Genomic DNA, 19,368 nt, shown 5'->3' with positions numbered 1-19,368 from the left:
ATGTATTAAAAGCTGGTTACCAAGGAGACTCAGATGGCCACCTATTACCGAGAACTTTTCGAGGCACCTGGCAGTAGAGCCTTCGCCTTGGCAGGCCTACTGGCCCGTATACCATTGCCAATGACCGGTATCGGCATCATTACGATGCTGTCCCAATCACAGAGCAGTTATGCATTGGCAGGCATGGTTTCGGCTACGTTCGTGCTGACTTACGCAATGCTGTCACCTCAAGTATCGCGCTTGGTAGACCTGCATGGTCAGAGCCGAATACTACCCTTCTCTACCGCCATCAGCGTCATCGGGCTTATGGCTCTGGCGGTTTGCTCCAAGTGGAACGCGCCAGACTGGAGCCTGTTCCTCGGTGCGTTACTCGCGGGCTTCATGCCGAGCATGTCAGCGATGGTTCGGGCTCGCTGGACAGCCATCTATCGAGGCCGGCCCCATTTGCAAACGGCCTACTCGTTAGAAACGGTTTTTGACGAGGTGACGTTCATTGTCGGGCCTCCACTGGCTGTGGGGCTGGCAGTGATGGTGTTACCCCAAGCAGCTCTGCTGGCAGCAGCGTTAGTATTGACACTCGGAGTATTCGCCTTGCTCATTCAACGAGACACCGAGCCTGCTGTGGAGACTCAGGAACCGTCGAAAGGCTGTTCAGGTTCCGTGATGCTAATGCCGAATGTACAGCTGCTAACGCTGCTGATGGTGGCCATGGGAATGATCGTCGGTACGGTGGATATGGTCAGCGTAGCTTTTGCTGACCAACTCGGCCGTCCGGCAGCCGCCAGCGTAGTGTTGTCAGCGTATGCCGTGGGCTCCTGTGTGTCGGGATTGTGGTATGGAGCGCTTCAGTTAAAAGCCCCTCTGCATCACCAGTTGCTGTTAGGTGGCCTGGCTACTGCCGTGACCACACTACCGCTGATGGTCGTAGACAGCATTCCTTACCTGGCAACCGCAGTGCTGGTAGCCGGGCTGTTCTTCGCACCCACCATGATCGTGGCAATGACCCTGATCGAGCGCCTAGTACCCGAACGGAAGCTGACAGAGGGCACGACTTGGCTTCTGGCTGGCTTAAATGTTGGCGTGGCACTGGGAGCTGCTGTGTCCGGCCAGATTGTCGACAACGAAGGCGCCCAAGCCGGTTTTTCCCTATCGCTCGTTGCGGGTGCCGTCGTACTTATGGTGGCGCTTCTGGCATGGATGCGTCTGCGTAGAAATGAAGCTCCTACACTGCCTGCCATGTGATTGCGCCGACCTTTTCCGATTCCAAATACCTGAATCGAGCCGGCAGAGATTCCTTGGCCAAAATGCCTGGCCGCACCAAAACTATCGGCATACCGAGGTGGATAAATGATTGAAACACGCCTGTTACGCCAGTTCGTTGTCGTCGCCGAAGAGCTGCATTTCAGCCGCGCCGCGGAACGGCTGCATATGGCGCAGCCTCCACTCAGCCAGGCTATCAGGAGGCTGGAGGAACATATCGGTTATCCCTTGTTCGTTCGCGACAAACGAACTGTGGAGCTCACCAGTGCAGGAATGGCACTCCTGGGCAAGGCCCACGAGCTGCTCGAAGCGCTGAACGAAGGTGTCGCCTACACCCGCAGAGTCGCCCAAGGCATCGAGGGGAACTTGGTAATTGCCGTGATCAGCCTCAATTACTATCCAGGCTTTTGGCGGGCCCTGGGCATATTCAGAGAGCAGATGCCTTCTGTTGAGCTGAGCTTCATCGAGGCCACTACAAGGGAGCAGGTCGAGCTTTTGGAGAGCGGCGAAGCCGATATAGGCGTGATGCGTTGTCCTGGGACGACAACACCCTTGCTGACCATCGAGCGGCTGCTGTTCGACCCCATCCAAGTTGCATTGCCATCCAGTCACCCGTTGGCGTTAAGCAACACTGTCAGGCTTGAGGATCTTGCCAGAGAATCATTCGTCATGTCGGCTCGCGCACTCGGTCAGGGCTTTCATGATCAGTTACTCGCGCTATGCAAAGGTGCGGGATTTTCACCACGGATCGTTCAATACGCTCGACAAATTCAGACAGTCTTGGGACTGGTAGCGGCGGGTTATGGGGTAGCGCTGGTACCGGCCTCATTTGAACGCTCAGGGCTGCAGGATGTTGTATTCCGGCCTCTGCGACACAGTGCTTCCCAAGAGCTTGGCTCGGTGGCGCTCAACATTGCCAGCAACAACGCGGTTATCTCGCCCCTGCGTGACGCGTTCGTCGAGATGGTCAAGCGCCACGCTTGATACTTCTTTCGTCTCACTGGCCGACATAAACGGTATTTCACCGGGAGTGTGGCTGGCCCCAGCATGCGCATGTCTTTTTCCAACCGGAGATCGGTCATGCAATATCGCTCATTGGGCAGTTCGTCTCTGCAGCTTTCAGTCCTTTCATTCGGAAGCTGGATAACCTTCGGCACACGTCTAGATCAACGTGGCGCCAATGAATGCCTCGCGTGTGCTTACGACCACGGCATTAACTTCTTTGACAGTGCCGAGGTATATCTTGGCGGTGAGGCAGAGCGCATGCTTGGCCAGGGAATCAAAACACTCGGCTGGTCGCGTGATGGTTACTGCATTTCCAGCAAAGTGCTGTTCGGCACTGGCGACAACCACGCGACCGCGAATCCATCGCGCCCCACCCAGCAGGGCCTGAGCCGCAAGCACATCACAGAGGCCTGCCACCAAGCGCTGCAACGCTTCGGTGTCGATTACCTAGATTTCTACCTCTGCCACCGTCCTGAACCCGGCATGTCTATCGCGGAAATTGCCTGGACGATGAACACGCTAGTTCAGCAAGGTAAGGTCTTGTACTGGGGAACATCGGAGTGGCCCGCGAAGGATATTCTGAGACTGATAGAGTTTTGTCAGCACAACAGTCTCATCCCGCCCCAACTGGAGCAGCCGCAATACAATCTGTTCCATCGAGAACGTGTCGAGAACGAGTACCAGCCGCTGGTTCATGACCATGGGCTCGGCCTGACTACTTGGTCCCCGCTGGCATCCGGAGTTCTGGCTGGGCGCTACGACGAAGGCATTCCTGCAGGCACTCGACTGACGACCGAGGGTTTTTCTTGGCTCGAAGATTTCGTTTTCGAGAACAAGAGAGATGAGCGAATTGCGGCGGCCAAGCAGCTCAAGGCAATAGCCAATGGCCTCGGAGCAACCCGGGCCCAGCTGGCATTAGCCTGGGTGCTTCAAAACCAAGCTGTAACGTCAGTTTTGGTAGGCGCCTCAAGCGTGGCGCAGTTGCAGGAAAACCTCGGAGCGCTCGAGCTTGTTCCGCGAGTTGATGCTGCTGTGCTTCAGAAGATACATAAGATCTTCGAGCACCATTAATAGGATCGTCACGCTAGCAAAGTTCTCGCACGAGGCTTGGCCAGCTTCCGGTTTCCGTTCGCCATTATCAGAAGCGACCGGCCATGAGTTGCCGGTCGCTAAAGTCCATTTCGGCCAGAGGCAGACATCCGGATGTCATGACGGGCACACCTTGCTGACCTCTGTTTCCGGCACATTCTCTCAAGCCAGCCAAGGCTAGGCTGTCGGCACTGTTCCACCATCAATAACGAACTCCGTCCCGGTGATGGAAGCGGCCCGAGGCGAAGCAAGGAAAGCAATCAGGTCAGCAACTTCCATCGGTGTCGATGGGCGCCCAAGCGGGATACCCCCCAGTGCGCCCATGATGATCTGCTTGCCACCCTCATAGTCAGTTCCCGCTTCCTGCGCGAGCCGCTCGGCCAATGCGACTGAGGCTTCGGTTTCAACCCAGCCAGGCGATACTCGGACGACCCGCACCCCGTTCGGCGATACCTCTTTCGATAGGCTCTTGCTGTAAGTCGAGAGCGCAGCCTTGGCCGCGGCATAAGCGGTCGTGGCTTCCGGCAGAGGCAGCCGACTCTGGATCGAAGTCACGTGGATGATGACGCCCTGCCCCTGCGCCAGCATATCCGGCAGCAAGGCGCGATCCAGGCGCACGGCCGGAAACAGGTTCAGGTCGAGCTCGCGTTGCCACTGCTCGTCATCCAGGGCAGCGAAGCCGCCACCGGGGGCCGAAGAGCCACCCAGCACATGCACGATAATGTCGACGCCTCCCAGTCGCGCTTTGACTGCGGATGCCAACGCCTCACAGCCTTTCGGGGTCGAGAGATCTGCCGCGACCAAGAGGCCTCCCGGCATTTCGAAGTCGGCCTGCCGGGCCGAGGTCATCACCTTCGCGCCCTGAGCCAGGAACAAGTCGACAACCGCACGCCCAACGCCCTTCGTGCCTCCGGTCACCAAGACCCGCTTACCGCTCAATTCAAGGTTCAGCACGGGATGATCTCCAGCGAGAGGATTCGGCCGTTCTCCAGCCTAAACACTTGGTTCAGCTGGACCGGGCTACCAGGGAAATTACCGGTAAGCCGCGTGTTGACAGTCAGCTTGCCCTCCCCCTGTAGCGCCTGAAGCGGTTCAACTTCGAAGGCGAAGGCCTGCCGAACCTCATGCTGCCAGGCTTCGATGGCCGCGAGGCCGTCATGAGTTTTGTTCTCGTCGAACACCGTGGCGTCCGTGCAGAAGCAGCTGGCAAGCTGCGATAGGTCACCACCGCTGCTGATGTCAAAGTACGTCTCGACGACGTCCGGAAGCTGTAGGCTCATTCGAAATTTCTCCTGGATGGATTTCAAAGCGATCTTGCGGCCGCGGTAACAGCCAGCTCAATAGGGACAAAGATTCATGGCTAATCCCTTAAATCAGGACAATTAATAGCATTCGGCTAAACTTAATGGCCTATCAAGCTTTCGTCCGTCTGCGCACGACCTGAGCTGCTGGGGGCGTGGGTGAGCTGAGAAAGACGGGCCTAACGGTGTAGCGCCAGGCTTTAAGGCGCGACATGTCCGCCAAGCGAAGTTGGATGTTTAGAAACCGGTAGGCAGATAGCCCAGGCACATCCGTGACTACGATGGAGGCCCAAAGAGGTTGGCTCGCATGATCCACGGGCGCGGTCAAGATGCTAGTAGCGGTTGCTCTTGGCCAGGCAGAGCCACGAGCATCGCACGTGTGCCGGGGCGCCAAGATCAGGAGATCAAACCTAGCATCGATGCCCTCAGGGTTGCGGCCGCTCGGGTGGAACAATCCAGTTTCCGAAAGATGTTTTCTACGTGAGTGCGCACGGTGCTCGGGCTGATCTCCAACAGCCGCGCCACCTGCTTATTGCTGGCGCCCCGGCTGATTTCCAGAAGAACACGGCATTCGCGTGCGCTGAGCACTGCTGCCCTCGGCTGATGCAACCGGCGCTTGCCGCCGGCGGCTGTGGCACTGGACGCGTCAGCTACAACCCGGCTGCCGCTACCGCCGAGCTGGTCGCGTGCCTCATCAGGGTCGAGAAGCTGAAGGTGCATTGGTTTAGTCCTGGACGGGCTTGGCGAGCGATCTTGCTGCCGAAGCGACAATTTGCTCAACTGGGACATACCCAAATGTCCCATCCCGCAATACAGGACAATCCATGCCAGACCTACGCCTTGGCCTCGGTGAGTTGGACGCTGTTATCGCGGTGGCGCGCCGGGCTTCGTTTCGCCAGGCAGCCATTGACCTCAACGTATCGACCACCGCGCTTAGCAACACCATCGCCAAAGTGGAAGCGAGCCTCGAGACGCGGCTGTTCAATCGCACGACACGCAGCGTGGCTGTCACCGAGGCAGGCAGGATCTTTCTGGAGCAGGTGGGGCCGGCCTTGCAAGATGTACGGGCAGCGCTCGACGCCGTGCGATCGCATAATGCAAGCGCCTCGGGCACGCTGCGAATCAACGCGTTCGCCACTGCCGCACGGGCAGCGCTCTTGCCGCTGGTGGTGGAGTTCCTGCGACAGCATCCGAAGGTGCATATCGACCTCGTCACCGAAGGCCGCCTGGTGGACATCGTCGCTGACGGTTTCGATTTTGGGGTACGTTCCGCAAGCCTCGTACCGAGCGACATGATCGTGATTTCGCTCAGCCAGCCCCGGCGCTACGCGGTTGTCGGTACGCCTGCTTATTTCGCCCGACATGGACGGCCTCGCACCCCACCCGACCTTCTCAACCATGCCTGTATCCGCATAAGGCTCCCTAATGGCGCCCTCTTTCCCTGGCATTTCGAACGAGATGATGAAGTTATAAAGCTTGATGTGGCCGGGCCGCTGACCCTCGACGAGGCCAGTGTGTCCAAGGCGGTCGTGCAACAAGGCTTGGGGCTCGGCTTTTTCATGGAGCAGGACGTTCAGGCTGAAATCGAAGCCGGGCAGTTCGAGCGGGTCCTTGAGGACTGGACGCCTCCCCGGGACAACCTCTGCCTGTACTACCCGAACCGCCGCAACCCCTCTGCCGCGTTCCAGGCATTCGTAGCCCTGGTTCGCGCCAGCCAAAAAAGCTAAGACGAACTCGCCTAATCCCGATCACCCGCCCCAGCAGCCGCTCGAGCGATCCATTTGCCGCGCCCGCTATCAGGCGATCAGTCCCAGCGTCAGCGCCTTCAAGGTGGCAGCGGCTCGGGTCGAGCATTCCAGCTTGCGAAAGATACTCTCCACGTGCGTGCGGACCGTGCTCGGGCTGATGTCCAGTAGCCGCGCCACCTGCTTATTGCTGGCGCCACGGCTGATCTCCAGAAGAATGCGGCATTCTCTCGCAGTGAGTATTGAAGCTTTCGGCTGATGAACCCGACGCTCGCCCCGTGCGGCTGCGATCACCGCTTCGCAGACGTCGTTGTCGAACAGTCCGTAGCTGGCATCCTGTTTAAGCAGCTTGGCCGCCTCCGACTCGCCATATGCCGACCGCCACGGCCTGGCCCCTCTTAGCGCGACCCAGGCCACGGAAGTGGCGAACAGCCGATGCTCAGCGCACAGCGCATCACCCATCACGCCTCGAAAATAGCCGCTGCCGTTGAGCCGTTCGTAAGCATGGGATGCAATCTCCCCAGGCGCGGCCAGTTCATTGATCGGCCGCAGTGCTTGTTGCGTCCAGTAAGGCACGAGGTGCACCCGCTCCGCAGCGCCGTAGGGCAGCGCCCCCGCACTATTCCAGAGGTGGTTGGAAACGGCGGCCCGACCGAGACCGTATATGAGCGCAGCCTTGCCGATCGCTGTCAGCGTGGGCTCACTAAGCCCCGACAGGCGTGCCGCCTCCATAGCCACATGCGCCACCTGACGCGAATGCCCCGCCAGCCAGGGAAGCTTCAGGTCGATCACGTCCCCAACCAGCGTCAGCGAAACGGAGCGCTCTGTCTGTGCATGAGCCGGTGGCTTCAAGAGCGTTTCGAGATTCGCCAGCCATTCCCCGGCGTTTTCCACGAGCAATGACACGAGCGAAGCCGGATAGCGCCGATCCGACTGGCCGCGAATCCAGCGCAGCGCCGCGTCCAGGCCATGTGCTCGGCTGAGAATGTCCAGATCACCGGCAAGCACCACCTGATAGGCCGCCTCCGGAATCTGCTCATGGGTCACGCCCAACGGCCGCCCGGTCCCATCGTAGGTTTCGAACACGCGGCACAATCCCGCTTCGACAGCGATACCAAGTTCGAGGGTTTTGGCGATTTCACCAGACACCTCGCAATGCACGACGGCAAGAGGGGTCGCCTGGTGCACCGCGTTCATCTCTTCCTTGCCCAGGGTCTGATCGAGCATCGCGCGGCGGCCCTCGACGTCATCACCGAGCAGATCCGCAAACCCTTCGGCATTGGCAGTGCAGCCGGACCAGCGCAACAAGGCGACCTGCTCCGCCACCTGCAGGTGCTCGCCATCGCCGTGCGCGGCTTGCGCCAGCATGCGTGCCAGGCTTGCAACGCGTTGGGAATGCCCGAGCGGCTGTCCCATGCTGAGGTCACCTACCTGGGCAATAGCCGTCAGTGCTCCGCTCAGAGAGATGTCCAGCTGCAGCGCGCTATCCATGAAAAAATGCTCCAGGGTCGGATAAATGACCGATGCCCGAGGCGCAGGCCAGTCAGCAGAATTTGAGCTCCCACATAGGAGCTCATCCAATGAAAACACTCAAATCGAAAGTCGCCACAGCTGCCTTTGCCCTTGCGAGTACATTTGCCGCGACCGTCAGCCAGGCGCAAGGTACAACGCCTTCGGTGGTGATCGTACACGGCGCATTCGCCGACGGCTCCGACTGGGCCAAGGTGGTGCCGCGACTCCAGGCCGAAGGGGTTGCCGTTACGGTCGTGCAGAACCCGCTTACCTCGCTCGCTGATGATGTGGCCGCTACGCGCCGTGCGCTGAGCAACCAGCAGGGCAAGGTGGTTCTGGTCGGCCATTCCTGGGGCGGCACCGTGATTACTGAAGCCGGCAGTGACGAGAAGGTCAGCGCGCTAGTGTATGTCGCTGCCTTCGCACCAGACGCCGGGCAAACCAGCGGCGAACAAGGTAAAGGGGCACCCACGCCTCCCGGCATCAGCCAGATCAAGGCAGACGCCAACGGCTTCCTGTACCTGACGCCCGATGGTATGGCCAAGGACTTCGCGCAGGATCTCCCGGCGGCGCAAACCGCTGTGATGACCGCGACCCAAGGCCCTATCCAAGCATCCGCCTTCGAGGACAAGACGACCGTCGCGGCTTGGAAGACAAAGCCCTCCTGGTATCTGCTCGCCACCGAGGACCGGATGATTCACCCGGACGTCCAGCGCTCCTCTGCCAAGCGCATCGGCGCCACGGTGGCGGAGCTGCACACCAGCCACGTTCCCCAGCAGTCGCAGCCCGACGCGGTAGCCGAGGTGATTCTCGAGGCGGTACGCAGCGTGGGCGAGCAGTGATCGCAGACGCCACTGAAAATCTTTGGAGCTGGAGTGGACGCATGGATCATCTGCATGATCGAAACTATGACTACATCGTGTGTGGTGCAGGCACGACGGGCTGCGTGGTCGCGGCCCGTCTCGCCGACCACGGCAATGCACGCGTGTTATTGATTGAAGCCGGCAACGGGTACGCCGGCCCCGAGGTGATCGAGCCGGCGCAATGGCCGCTGAACCTCGGCACGGAGCGCGACTGGGCATTCGAGGGGCAGCCCACCCCTCAACTCAACGGCCGTCGCCTCTCGCTCAACATGGGCAAGGGACTCGGCGGCGGGTCCAGCATCAACGTGATGGTCTGGGCGCGCGGGCATCGGTCGGACTGGGATCATTTCGCTGCCGAGTCCGGCGACCCAGCCTGGGGCTACGACTCAGTGCTGAATTACTACCGCAGGATCGAGCATTGGCAAGGCACACCGGATGCCGTGCGTCGCGGTTCAGGCGGCCCCGTTTACGTCGAGCAGCCGGCCTCGCCTCAGCCCCTTGCCTGGGCAACGCTGGACGCGGCCAGCCGCTTGGGCATCCCCCGGTACGACAGCGCCAACGGCGAGATGATGGAGGGCCCGGGTGGTGTCGCGATCACCGATCTGCGCATCAAGGACGGCAAGCGCGAATCCATGTACGACTCGTATATCCGGCCGCGACTGCACTACCCGAATCTAACGGTCCTGACCGGCGCTTTGGTGGCCCGTGTCCTGCTGAACGGCACGCGGGCAGTCGGCGTTGAAGTGGTGATCGGCGGCGAACGGCAGAGCATCCATGCTCGAACCGAAGTCATCCTATCCATGGGCGCGATAAACACGCCGAAGGTGCTCATGCAATCGGGCGTGGGCCCGGAAGACGAGATGCGTGCCCACGGTATCGCCCCGATCCATCACCTTCCCGGAGTGGGCCGAAACCTCCAGGACCATATCGCCTTTGGCTGCACCTGGGAGTACCTGCAACCTCAACCAGTGGGCGCCGGCGGGTGTGAAACCAAGCTGTACTGGAAAAGCGACAGTCGCCTGGACGCCCCGGACTTGCTGCAGTGTCAACTCGAGTTCGCGGTGCCCTCGCCCGCTGAAGTCGGTATTCCAGCGCCGCAACATGGCTGGACGATGTTCGCAGGCCTGGCCAGGCCTGTCAGTCGAGGGCATGTAAGCCTGTCGGGTGCCGGTCCACTGGATGGCCCGCTCATCGAGCCGAACTCGCTGAGCGCTCCGGAGGATATGACTGCGGCGTTCGCATCGATCAACCTGTGCAGGGCGCTCGGCAATAGCGAAGCCTTCAATGGCTTGATCAAGCGAGAAGTCGTGCCAGGGCCGAGAGAACATCGCGCGATGCAACAATTCATCCGCAATTCGGCCGTAACCTACTGGCACCAGTCCTGCACAGCCAAAATGGGCCGGGATACGATGTCGGTGGTCGACCATCAACTGCGCGTCCATGGCATCGACAAACTCCGGATCGCCGATGCATCGATCATGCCTCGCATCACCATCGGCAATACCATGGCGCCCTGCGTCGTCATCGGCGAACGAGCGGCAGACCTTATCCTTGCGGCGCAGGGTGTGATCGCTACAGCCACAGCACCGAGCGAGTAACCGGATGAGAGTTTTGATAGTGGGCGGCGGTATCGCCGGCCTCGCCATGGCCAGGGCGCTGGAGTTGAAGGGATTCACCTCCGACCTGATCGAACGCAGGGCTGATCTTCCACAAGGGGGAACCGGGCTCTACCTGCCAGGCAATGCCACCCGGGCCTTGCAGGCCCTAGGACTGCTGGACTCGATTACAGCGGGCGCCGTGCCGATTACTACCCAACGTATCCTTGATAGCCGAGGGACCCCCCTGAGCGTCACGCGGACCGGAGATGTCTGGTCTTCATGCGGGCCGTGCCTGGCGCTGCCCCGGGCCGCTCTGCATGTCGCACTGCGCAACTCATTGCGTGACACTGAGCTTCGCTTCGGCACCTCGCTCACCGGGATCGAGCAGCGTGGCCCAATAAGCCTGGCGACCTTCTCCGACGGCACCGCAGGCGAGTACGACCTCGTCATCGGCGCGGACGGCATCCACTCGCAGGTTCGCCAAGAGCTGTTCCCCGACGTCAAGCCCTCGTACACCGGCAATGTGTGCTGGCGCTTTATTACCAAAGATATCGCCGAGGTCGACGGTTGGACAGTCATGCTCGGGGACGGAATGAGTTTGCTGGCAATACCGATCAGCGCCGACCAGGTCTATGTCTATGCGGATATGGCGATAAACGAATGGGAGACGCAGCGAAACCTGACCGACCTTCCACCCGGCCTAATCGCCGCTTTCTCGCCCCCCTTATCCCCCCTCATCACCCACATGCCTGCTGATGCTCAGATTCACTTCAGCCATATAGAACAGGTGGTCATGAATAATTGGGTGAAGGGGCGCGCGGTACTTATTGGCGATGCGGCCCACGCCTCTTCTCCAAGCATGGCGGAGGGTGCTGCGATGGCCATGGAAGATGCACTGGTACTGGCCGAAACGCTTGGCAGAGCCCCAAAGATCAGCGATGCGCTCGCCGAGTACACGCGCCGACGCAAACCACACGTCGATTGGGTCCATAAGCAATGCGCTGCGCGGGACAGGATGCGTGGGCTGCCCGGCTGGGCACGTGTTCCGTTGCTAAAATTCGCCGGCAACGCGTTGTACAAGCGAAGCTATCTACCATTAACGGAACCGACATGACCCGCAGCTGTACGCTACCTCGACGTATCGCAGTTACCCTTCTCACCTTGTCGGCGCTATGTGCCGCACTGCTGCTAGTCGTTAACTATTGGGCGACGCCCACGGTCGTCATTCGAAACCAATCGGGCGTCACCGTGCAGGTTGAAGCTCAATGGAGCGTCAATCGCAAAAAGCTTCCTGCCATCGCGCCGGGCGCAATGCGAACGTTCAAAGTAGCGGGCGAGTCGTCGATAGCATTTGTGGTGACTTATCCGGACGGAAGGCAACTGACCAGTCTGCCGATGTATTTCACTACATTTACAACTGTCACCGCTGTCGTTACTGACGGGCTAGTGGACGTTCGCGCAAAGTTTTGATGGGGGCAGTGCTCTGACGGTGTTCACTAGGTTCCGCTCCTGGCCGAAAACAGCCAAGGCAGAGCGCTATTGGCCAAGTGGAAATGAACTACCCAGCCAACTCTGGCGGATGTTTGAGTACGAATAAGCTCGCGCTGCACACAGCCTTCACAAGACGCGCAGGCCGAACTAGCGCTCGCTCAAATACGGCTAGATCCAACAGAGTGGCAGCAGCCAAAAACCTGGATTGCTGCAACAGCGCCGCCACGCCAACTCACTGGCCCTTGAACCCCTTCGCCACCAGATAAACCTCGTTCGAGCGCGGTCGTGATGCCGCGGGCTTGCGGACCACCACCTTCTCGAATGAGGTGCGCACGTCTCTCAGGAAATCGTCGGAGCCTTCGCCCTGGAAGACCTTGACCACATAGTTGCCATTGGGCTTGAGTACTTTGCGGACCATGTCGAGGGTGAGTTCGACCAGGTACATCGAGGAAGCCTGGTCGGCGACAGCGACGCCGCTGAGATTGGGCGCGATATCGGAAACGATCAGATCAGGCTGCCGGCCGTCGAGCGTGTCGAGAAGCTGCTGGAATACGGCGTCCTCGGTGAAGTCGCCCTGAATGAAGTCGACGTTGTCCAGCGGGTCCATTGGCAGGATGTCGGTGGCCACGACCCGTCCTTTCTCGCCCACGAGCCTGCCGGCCACTTGTGACCAGCCACCGGGGGCAGAGCCGAGGTCCATCAGCAGCATGCCGGGGCGTATCAGCTTGTCCTTCTCGTTCAGTTCGATCAGCTTGTAGCTGGAACGCGAGCGCAGGCCATCCTTTTGGGCCTGTTTGACGTAGGGATCGTTGACGTGTTCATCCAGCCAACGACGGCTGCTTTTGGATCGTTTCATGGAGGGAGGCAACCACGGAAAATCAAAATGGGAGAAGCGGGCCGGCCAGCGCATGGTGCAGAGCAGAAGCTGTTGGGCGCGAAATGGCGGCAATTATAGGCCGATAATGCAGCGCAGGTTAAATCGACGGGGTTGCAGGCGTAGTCACCAGCAAACGTCGCGCCTTCTTGAGTACCACCAGGCCTGACCTGACAGGCACAAGCCGCGCCGGTACAATCCGCGCCTCTTCCCCCTGTTTTCTTCCTCTGCCGGAGTCACCGGCCAGGACTACCAGCATGATTCGCGTCAACGAACTATCCCTGCATCTCGATCACTCCGCCGAGGAGTTGCGTGCGGCCATCGTCAAACGCCTGAACATCAGCGACGCCGACCTGCTGAATTTCACCGTGTTCAAGCGCAGCTACGATGCGCGCAAGAAGAACAGCGTCATTCTGTTCATCTACATCATCGATCTGGAGGTCCGCGACGAGGCGGCCGTCCTGGCGCGTTTTGCCGATGAACACAACGTGCGTCCAGCGCCGGACACCAACTACTACCCGGTAGGCCAGGCGCGAGCCAATCTGAGCGAGCGGCCGCTGGTGGTGGGCTTTGGCCCCTGCGGATTGTTCGCGGCGCTGCTGCTCGCACAAATGGGCTTCAAGCCCATCGTGCTGGAGCGCGGCAAGGATGTGCGCAGCCGTACCAAGGACACCTGGGCGCTGTGGCGCAAGAAGGTCCTGACGCCGGAATCCAACGTGCAGTTCGGCGAGGGCGGCGCCGGGCTGTTCTCCGACGGCAAGCTCTACAGTCAGATCAAGGACCCCAAGTTCTATGCCCGCAAGGTGGTGCACGAGTTCGTTCGTGCTGGCGCACCGGCCGAGATCATGTATGTGAGCAAGCCGCACATCGGCACCTTCCGGCTCACCGGTGTGGTCTCGACCATGCGCGAGGAGATCATCGCCCTCGGCGGCGAAGTGCGCTTCGAGAGCAAAGTGACCGATCTCGTGATCAACGATGGCCAGCTCGAAGGCGTGGTGCTGGCCAGCGGCGAGACGATCAAGAGTCGCCATGTGGTGCTGGCGCTGGGGCACAGCTCCCGCGATACCGTGCGCATGCTGCATCGCCAGGGCGTGTTCATCGAGGCCAAGCCGTTTGCCATCGGTTTTCGTATCGAACACCCGCAAGGGATGATCGATCAGGCCCGGCTGGGCAAATACGCCGGCCATCCCGAGCTGGGCGCCGCAGACTACAAACTGGTGTACCACGCCAAGAATGGCCGCGCGGTGTACAGCTTCTGCATGTGTCCGGGCGGCACCGTGGTGGCGGCCACATCCGAGCCGGGGCGCGTTGTGACCAACGGCATGAGCCAGTACTCGCGCAACGAACGCAATGCCAACGCGGGCATCGTCGTCGGCATCAACCCGGAGCAAGACTTCCCGGGCGACCCGCTGGCCGGCTTAGCACTGCAGGAGCGCCTGGAGTCGCGCGCCTATGAATTGGGTGGCAGCGATTACTGCGCGCCCGCGCAATTGGTGGGCGACTTCATTCGCGGCGTGCCCTCAACCGAGTTTGGGGAGGTCGAGCCCTCCTACAAACCGGGCGTGCGCCTGGGCGATCTGGCGCCATCGTTGCCCGAGTATGCAATCGAGGCCATCCGCGAAGCGCTGCCGGCGTTCGGCAAGCAGATCCGCGGCTTCGATCGTGCTGATGCGGTGCTTACAGGCATCGAAACACGCACCTCGTCCCCGGTCCGTATCACCCGCGACAACGAGACGTTGCAGAGCCTCAACCTGCGCGGCCTGTATCCGGCCGGTGAAGGCGCCGGTTACGCCGGCGGCATTCTTTCGGCGGGCGTGGATGGCATCAAGGTTGCCGAGGCGCTGGCCAAGTCCATGCTGGCTGATGCGGAACAGCCCCAAGTGCAGAGCAACTGAGCGCCGCCCTGATGAAATTCGACGACATCAAAAAACTTCACCAGAAAAAATACCGCGCCGAGTTCGGTCATTTTCTGGTGGAGGGCGAGCATCTGTTGCTGGAACTGCAGAAGGCGGCCTTGCACAACCCACAGCTGCAGGGCAGCGAGCTGTATGTGACCAGCGCCTACGAGCACTGGCAAAGCCCGTTCAAGACTCACGTCATTAGCGAGCGCCAGATGGCGCAGATCGCCGACACCAAGACCCCGCAGGGCATCGTTGCGCTGGTGCCGATGCCGCTGGCAGGCGCGCCGGTTTCTGCGCCAGTTGCTGGCGAACGCGCCATCTATCTGCATGAAATTCAGGACCCAGGCAATCTCGGCACCATCCTGCGCACCCTGGCCTGGTTCGGCAATTTCCGCTGCCTGCTCAGCCCCGGCAGCGTCGACCCGTACAACCCCAAGGTCGTGCGTTCGAGCATGGGCGCCATCTTTCATGCACCGCTGGAGCTGGATGTGGAACTGGATTCCTTGCGTACACGCTTCGAGCGCATCGCCTGCCTGGATATGAGCGGCGAGCCCGTGCAATCGGCGAGTTTCCGCGCCTTCGATTGCTACCTGTTCGGCAACGAAGCCCGCGGCGTGCCTCGCGAGCAACTGACCGCGCTTAATGCGCAACCCTTCACGATTCCGGGCTGCGGCACCATCGAATCGCTGAACCTGGCCGCAACGGTCAATATGTGCGCCTATGAGCTCAGCAGATAGCGGCTGCGGATAAAGCAGATCAAGGCCGGAGCGTTCGCTACGCAACTTGGGAGCCGTCCAAGGGGATACGGACAGAAAAGGTGGTGCCACTACCCGCGCTCGAATCCACTTCGATACTGCCGTGATGCGCATCTACTATGGCGGAAGCAATGTAGAGCCCAAGCCCAAGACCCGCTCCAGCGCCGTACTCGACGTTGCCACTTTGAAGATGACGCACCATTGGATTGAAGATGCTGCCTATCGCCGACTCTTCGATCGGCCTCCCGACGTTGTGCACAGTCAACAACGCGGCTCCTTCATCGGTTTTCAGGCTGACAGTGACTGGCGTACCTGCTTCCCCATGCTGGACTGCGTTTCCGATCAGGTTGGCAATGACCTGTTCCATTCTCGATCTATCAAATTGTCCTTGGAGGTTCGGCTCCGATTGCAGAACGATTTGCCGATCCGGGTTGTACGCCCTCGCCTCCTCTACCATTCCTTCACACGCCAGGGCCAGATCTTCGCTGTCTTTGCGAACGGGGATTCCTGCGCCGGAGTGCGTGCGCGTGAAGTCCAATAGATCGCCCACGATCTTGATGGACCGCTTAACGCTCGTATAAATACGCGACACATTTATAGTCGACTTGGGCGGAAGATCCGCTGTACTTAGAAGGACGTCAGCACTTAGCAAAATGGCGCCGAGCGGGCTTCTCAGATCATGACCCAATATGCCGAGGAAAACGTTGCGGGCAACATCGGCGGCCTCTGCATAACTGACAACCGATTCCGCAAGTGCCTGATCAACTGCTTCGTTGAACCGAACAATGTCCGAAATCTCATGTTCTTTCGTTTCATCAGAAGATGACATCCACAGCACCAGTACGCTCGTGCGCAATGCTCGGTACTCCGCAATCATCTGCCCAATCGTAAAGCCGGACGAATGCCGAATATCCGCATGTGTTTCTGCCGGAGTGACATCTCCCGAAGGCCGCGCTTTACCGTGCGATTTAGCGATCCGCGCCTTGGCTGTCTGGGTCGTTCGCAGATCTGCGGCGATCGTAAGCAGCATCTGTTCTGCGTGGTCCCGTAACGCCACCGAATCCATTCCATTGGCGGCAGGGGTCATTGTCTTGGCAAAGTCTTCCCATTGCTGAAGGATGGACTCAATATTTTTAATAATAAAATCAGCTAAGCGCACGTTCGCTCCTCGTTACTGAAATAGATGGGTAAAGCGGCGACGCATTTATCAGTGAGGAGCGGAATGTGAGACTACAGGGAACCCAGATGCGTGGCGGGAAAATTAACGTGCATTACCAACTTATATTTCTCACAGAGTGAAGCTTGCTGGTTGTTCAAAAAAGCCGGATCAAAAAGCCGTTATAACGTCGTCAGGCAATAAAAGCCTCCTCCGTCGCTACCGCCCTTCCGCCGCAAAACATCGCTGACCGTCAGCAGCAACGCACGCACGATGTCGATGCCATACCAGCCACATGATCGCCAAGCGGCAAAATAAATCTGTCCGCTTTGCACGAGTTAACAGTTTTGCGCTTCCTCCCCTCCCGGTCGATGACAGGCACACAAGCCCAACGCATCATGCTCGCTCGATGTCGTGCCGCAGGAACAAGGACCGGGCCCTCGCATGCAACCTACCCTCTCTGACTCATTGCTGGATTACGCTGGGCAAAGCTCGCCTGGCCGGAAGCGTAGCCATAATGAAGACGCCCTGCTCTGCTCGCCCGCACAGGGGCTTTGGGCGATAGCTGACGGCATGGGAGGACACCAGTGCGGCGAGGTCGCGAGCAACCTGGCGCTCGCAGCGTTGCAGCAGGCGATCGAAAGCGGCGAACTGCTGCAGGCAGCGGTCCAGCAGGCGAACCAGGCGGTACTGGAAGCAGCCGTAGACGATGGCATGGGAACCACGCTAGTGGCTGCGCATTTCCATGGCGCCGACTTCGAGCTCACCTGGGTCGGTGATAGCCGAGCGTATCTGGTTACCTCAAACGGCATCGAACAGCTGACTCGAGACCACAGCTGGGTGCAGATGATGATCGACGCCGGCGAGTTGAAGCCCGTCGACGCTCAAAGCCACGCCTGGCGCAGCATCATCCTGCGCTGCCTGGGGCGCGAGGTGCCCCTGGAAGTGGGTACCGGCAGGGGAACACTCAAGGCCGGCGAACTGCTTCTGCTGTGTAGTGATGGCCTGACCAACGAGCTGACCGACGCGCAGATCCATGCCTGCTGCACATTTGCCGATACGCTCGAAAACCTGGTGGAGCAGTTGATCGACCAAGCCAATCGACATGGCGGACGCGACAACATTTCCTGCATCGTAATCGGCCGCACCGCTGCCCCCCCTATGGCCGAGTCCCGCGGCCGTCGCTTCATCAACATGCTGTTAAAACCCCTCAAGTCGTAGCAAGCACGAGTTTTCACAATGCATCGGATGCTGGAAATACCGGGCTATCGCCTGCACAAGCGGCTCGGAAAAGGCGGAATGGCTGAGGTGTACCTGGCCACGCAGCTATCGCTGGATCGCGAGGTGGCGGTCAAGGTGCTGTTGCGAACAGAGGATGCGGCGTTCACCGAGCGTTTCATCCAGGAAGGCCATATCGTCGCCTCACTGCGCCACCCGGCCATCATCACCATCCATGACATCGGCAAGATCGCCGATGGCCGGCACTACCTGGCAATGGAGTACATCGGCGGTGGCGACCTCGCGCAGCATCGCGGCATCGTCTTCTCCCCCTCGCGCGCACTGGACATCATCCGGCAACTGGCTGGCGGCCTGGCAGTCGTGCACGATGGCGGGCTGGTTCATCGCGACGTCAAGCCGGCCAATATCCTCTTCCGTGACGACGGCAGCGTTGTACTCACCGACTTCGGCGTTGCCAAAGCGGTCGAGCTGGATAACGAACTCACCCACTTCGGCATCGCGGTCGGCAGTCCTGCTTACAGCAGTCCGGAGCAGGCCCAGTGCCAACCGCTGGACGCGCGCAGCGATATCTACAGCCTCGGGGTGATCCTCGCCGAGATGCTCACCGGGACCAACCCGTTCCGCGCCAGCAGCTATCCGCAAACGGTGCTCAACCATCTACAGATGCCCGCACCCCAGCTGCCTCCAGCGCTGGCGGCCTACCAACCGCTGCTCGATCGCATGCTGGCCAAGCAGCCGGGCGATCGCTTCAGCAGTTGCCGCGAGCTATTGGCAGCCATCGACACGCTCACCGAGCCGGACATGGACCAGACCCGCATTGCGCCGGCTGTATTCATCGAACCTCAGATCAGGCGCCGTCGTAGACGTCGCGGGTTCGGCCGCTGGGCGGGGATCAGCGCAGCGCTGGTCGTAGCGGTAGCCGCGCTAGGTGCCGGTGGATATCAGTGGGTTCAATACAGCCGTATCAGCGACTATCTCAGCCACGCCGAGGCGCGCTTGACTGACGGCCAGTTGATGACACCGGCGTTCGACAACGCCGATTACTACTATCGCCAGGCCCTGCGCCTGGACTCGGATAATGCAGAGGCCCTCGATGGCCTACGGCGCGTCCTCGATGCGCGCATTGCCGTCGCCCTGGAGCTGGCCGCACAACGCCTGGCAGACGATCAACTGCTGCAGCCGGCCGAAGACAGCGCCGTGCACTACTACCAGCAGGTATTGGGCTGGCTGCCGGAGAACGAAGTGGCGCGCGATGGGCTGGCGCGGGTCAGCGAGCGCTATGTCGAACTCGCCGAAGCGGCGTACAGCAGACGCGAATACGCGCTGGCGCAGGAATACATCCAGCAGGGGCTGGAAGCATCGCCGGATTACACGCCCCTGCTCGCGCTACACGATGCCCACGCCCAGCGAGCTGCCAAGGCACGTGCACCAAGGCCTGCGCCGCGCGCCGCCGCCAGCACCTCGCGCGCCGCACCGGCTACCACGCAAACCTCCCAGGCGCCGGCAAACCCCGTTAAGCGCCTGTGGAATCGAATTTTCAACTAACACTCACGGCTTGATCCGTCCAGCCCTGGCTCAT

The 19,368-nt window shown here is 60.3% G+C and carries 17 protein-coding genes and 1 pseudogene; 12 read left to right on the top strand and 6 right to left on the bottom strand.

Annotated features, from left to right (window positions below):
- Nucleotides 1–33: 33 nt before the first annotated feature.
- From CXK91_RS12920 to CXK91_RS12910, 3 genes are all read left to right on the top strand, one after another.
- Nucleotides 34–1,242 carry an MFS transporter gene (locus tag CXK91_RS12920; RefSeq protein ID WP_103456544.1) on the top strand — a complete coding sequence of 403 codons (1,209 nt, stop codon included), beginning with the start codon at nucleotides 34–36 and terminating at the stop codon, nucleotides 1,240–1,242.
- 105 nt (nucleotides 1,243–1,347) lie between these two features.
- Complete coding sequence (locus tag CXK91_RS12915) at nucleotides 1,348–2,244, top strand: LysR substrate-binding domain-containing protein (RefSeq protein WP_103456543.1); 897 nt, start codon at nucleotides 1,348–1,350, stop codon at nucleotides 2,242–2,244.
- Nucleotides 2,245–2,340: 96 nt separating this feature from the next.
- Nucleotides 2,341–3,336, top strand: a complete 996-nt coding sequence (locus CXK91_RS12910) for an aldo/keto reductase (protein WP_103456542.1) — start codon at nucleotides 2,341–2,343, stop codon at nucleotides 3,334–3,336.
- 195 nt (nucleotides 3,337–3,531) lie between these two features.
- On the opposite strand, the gene CXK91_RS12905 is transcribed toward CXK91_RS12910, so the two are convergent.
- The 3 genes and pseudogenes from CXK91_RS12905 to CXK91_RS22910 form a co-directional block, all read right to left on the bottom strand.
- Entirely contained in the window at nucleotides 3,532–4,308 is a 777-nt protein-coding gene (locus tag CXK91_RS12905; protein WP_103456541.1) for an SDR family oxidoreductase, read from the bottom strand.
- Nucleotides 4,302–4,634 (bottom strand): nuclear transport factor 2 family protein, encoded by a 333-nt coding sequence (locus CXK91_RS12900; protein ID WP_103456540.1) that lies wholly within the window; start codon nucleotides 4,632–4,634, stop codon nucleotides 4,302–4,304. The genes CXK91_RS12905 and CXK91_RS12900 overlap by 7 nt, the downstream gene beginning before the upstream one ends.
- 417 nt (nucleotides 4,635–5,051) lie before the next feature.
- Nucleotides 5,052–5,285 (bottom strand): annotated as a pseudogene (locus CXK91_RS22910) (response regulator transcription factor); the annotation flags it as partial.
- Between the two features lie 194 nt (nucleotides 5,286–5,479).
- Between CXK91_RS22910 and CXK91_RS12890 the strand changes: the two are divergent.
- A complete protein-coding gene (locus CXK91_RS12890) occupies nucleotides 5,480–6,382 on the top strand; it encodes a LysR substrate-binding domain-containing protein (RefSeq protein WP_103456538.1) in 903 nt (300 codons plus the stop codon).
- 69 nt (nucleotides 6,383–6,451) lie between these two features.
- Here CXK91_RS12890 and CXK91_RS12885 read toward each other — a convergent pair whose 3' ends face one another.
- Complete coding sequence (locus CXK91_RS12885) at nucleotides 6,452–7,891, bottom strand: HD domain-containing phosphohydrolase (protein ID WP_103456537.1); 1,440 nt, start codon at nucleotides 7,889–7,891, stop codon at nucleotides 6,452–6,454.
- Between the two features lie 89 nt (nucleotides 7,892–7,980).
- Between CXK91_RS12885 and CXK91_RS12880 the strand changes: the two genes are divergently transcribed.
- From CXK91_RS12880 to CXK91_RS12865, 4 genes are read left to right on the top strand one after another with little or no spacing between them, the layout of a single operon-like run.
- Complete coding sequence (locus CXK91_RS12880) at nucleotides 7,981–8,754, top strand: alpha/beta fold hydrolase (RefSeq protein ID WP_103456536.1); 774 nt, start codon at nucleotides 7,981–7,983, stop codon at nucleotides 8,752–8,754.
- A gap of 41 nt (nucleotides 8,755–8,795) precedes the next feature.
- Nucleotides 8,796–10,373: a GMC family oxidoreductase gene (locus tag CXK91_RS12875; RefSeq protein WP_103456535.1), complete on the top strand. Its 1,578-nt coding sequence runs from the start codon at nucleotides 8,796–8,798 to the stop codon at nucleotides 10,371–10,373.
- Between the two features lie 4 nt (nucleotides 10,374–10,377).
- Nucleotides 10,378–11,487: an FAD-dependent monooxygenase gene (locus tag CXK91_RS12870; RefSeq protein WP_256055720.1), complete on the top strand. Its 1,110-nt coding sequence runs from the start codon at nucleotides 10,378–10,380 to the stop codon at nucleotides 11,485–11,487.
- Nucleotides 11,484–11,843: a hypothetical protein gene (locus CXK91_RS12865; RefSeq protein ID WP_103456534.1), complete on the top strand. Its 360-nt coding sequence runs from the start codon at nucleotides 11,484–11,486 to the stop codon at nucleotides 11,841–11,843. The genes CXK91_RS12870 and CXK91_RS12865 overlap by 4 nt, the downstream gene beginning before the upstream one ends.
- A gap of 253 nt (nucleotides 11,844–12,096) precedes the next feature.
- On the opposite strand, the gene rlmE is transcribed toward CXK91_RS12865, so the two are convergent.
- A complete protein-coding gene (rlmE, locus tag CXK91_RS12860) occupies nucleotides 12,097–12,720 on the bottom strand; it encodes a 23S rRNA (uridine(2552)-2'-O)-methyltransferase RlmE (RefSeq protein WP_102823245.1) in 624 nt (207 codons plus the stop codon).
- Between the two features lie 275 nt (nucleotides 12,721–12,995).
- On the opposite strand from rlmE, the gene CXK91_RS12855 reads away from it, so the two are divergent.
- Both CXK91_RS12855 and CXK91_RS12850 read left to right on the top strand, forming a co-directional pair.
- Nucleotides 12,996–14,633 (top strand): NAD(P)/FAD-dependent oxidoreductase, encoded by a 1,638-nt coding sequence (locus tag CXK91_RS12855; RefSeq protein WP_103456533.1) that lies wholly within the window; start codon nucleotides 12,996–12,998, stop codon nucleotides 14,631–14,633.
- A gap of 11 nt (nucleotides 14,634–14,644) precedes the next feature.
- On the top strand, nucleotides 14,645–15,376 hold the full coding sequence (locus CXK91_RS12850) for a TrmH family RNA methyltransferase (RefSeq protein WP_103456532.1): 732 nt from the start codon (nucleotides 14,645–14,647) through the stop codon (nucleotides 15,374–15,376).
- A gap of 37 nt (nucleotides 15,377–15,413) precedes the next feature.
- Here the strand turns inward: CXK91_RS12850 and CXK91_RS12845 are convergent, their stop codons facing one another.
- Nucleotides 15,414–16,553: a sensor histidine kinase gene (locus CXK91_RS12845; RefSeq protein WP_103456531.1), complete on the bottom strand. Its 1,140-nt coding sequence runs from the start codon at nucleotides 16,551–16,553 to the stop codon at nucleotides 15,414–15,416.
- A gap of 441 nt (nucleotides 16,554–16,994) precedes the next feature.
- Between CXK91_RS12845 and CXK91_RS12840 the strand changes: the two genes are divergently transcribed.
- Together CXK91_RS12840 and CXK91_RS12835 are read left to right on the top strand one after the other, a co-directional pair.
- Nucleotides 16,995–17,771 (top strand): PP2C family protein-serine/threonine phosphatase, encoded by a 777-nt coding sequence (locus tag CXK91_RS12840; protein WP_103456530.1) that lies wholly within the window; start codon nucleotides 16,995–16,997, stop codon nucleotides 17,769–17,771.
- Between the two features lie 18 nt (nucleotides 17,772–17,789).
- Nucleotides 17,790–19,334 carry a serine/threonine-protein kinase gene (locus CXK91_RS12835; RefSeq protein WP_103456529.1) on the top strand — a complete coding sequence of 515 codons (1,545 nt, stop codon included), beginning with the start codon at nucleotides 17,790–17,792 and terminating at the stop codon, nucleotides 19,332–19,334.
- Nucleotides 19,335–19,368: the final 34 nt, after the last annotated feature.

It is taken from the genome of Stutzerimonas stutzeri (genome assembly GCF_002909485.1).
Lineage (GTDB): Bacteria > Pseudomonadota > Gammaproteobacteria > Pseudomonadales > Pseudomonadaceae > Stutzerimonas > Stutzerimonas stutzeri_AH.
The sequence above is the reverse complement of the archived record's forward strand: the minus strand, read 5'-3'. Positions and strand labels throughout refer to the sequence as shown.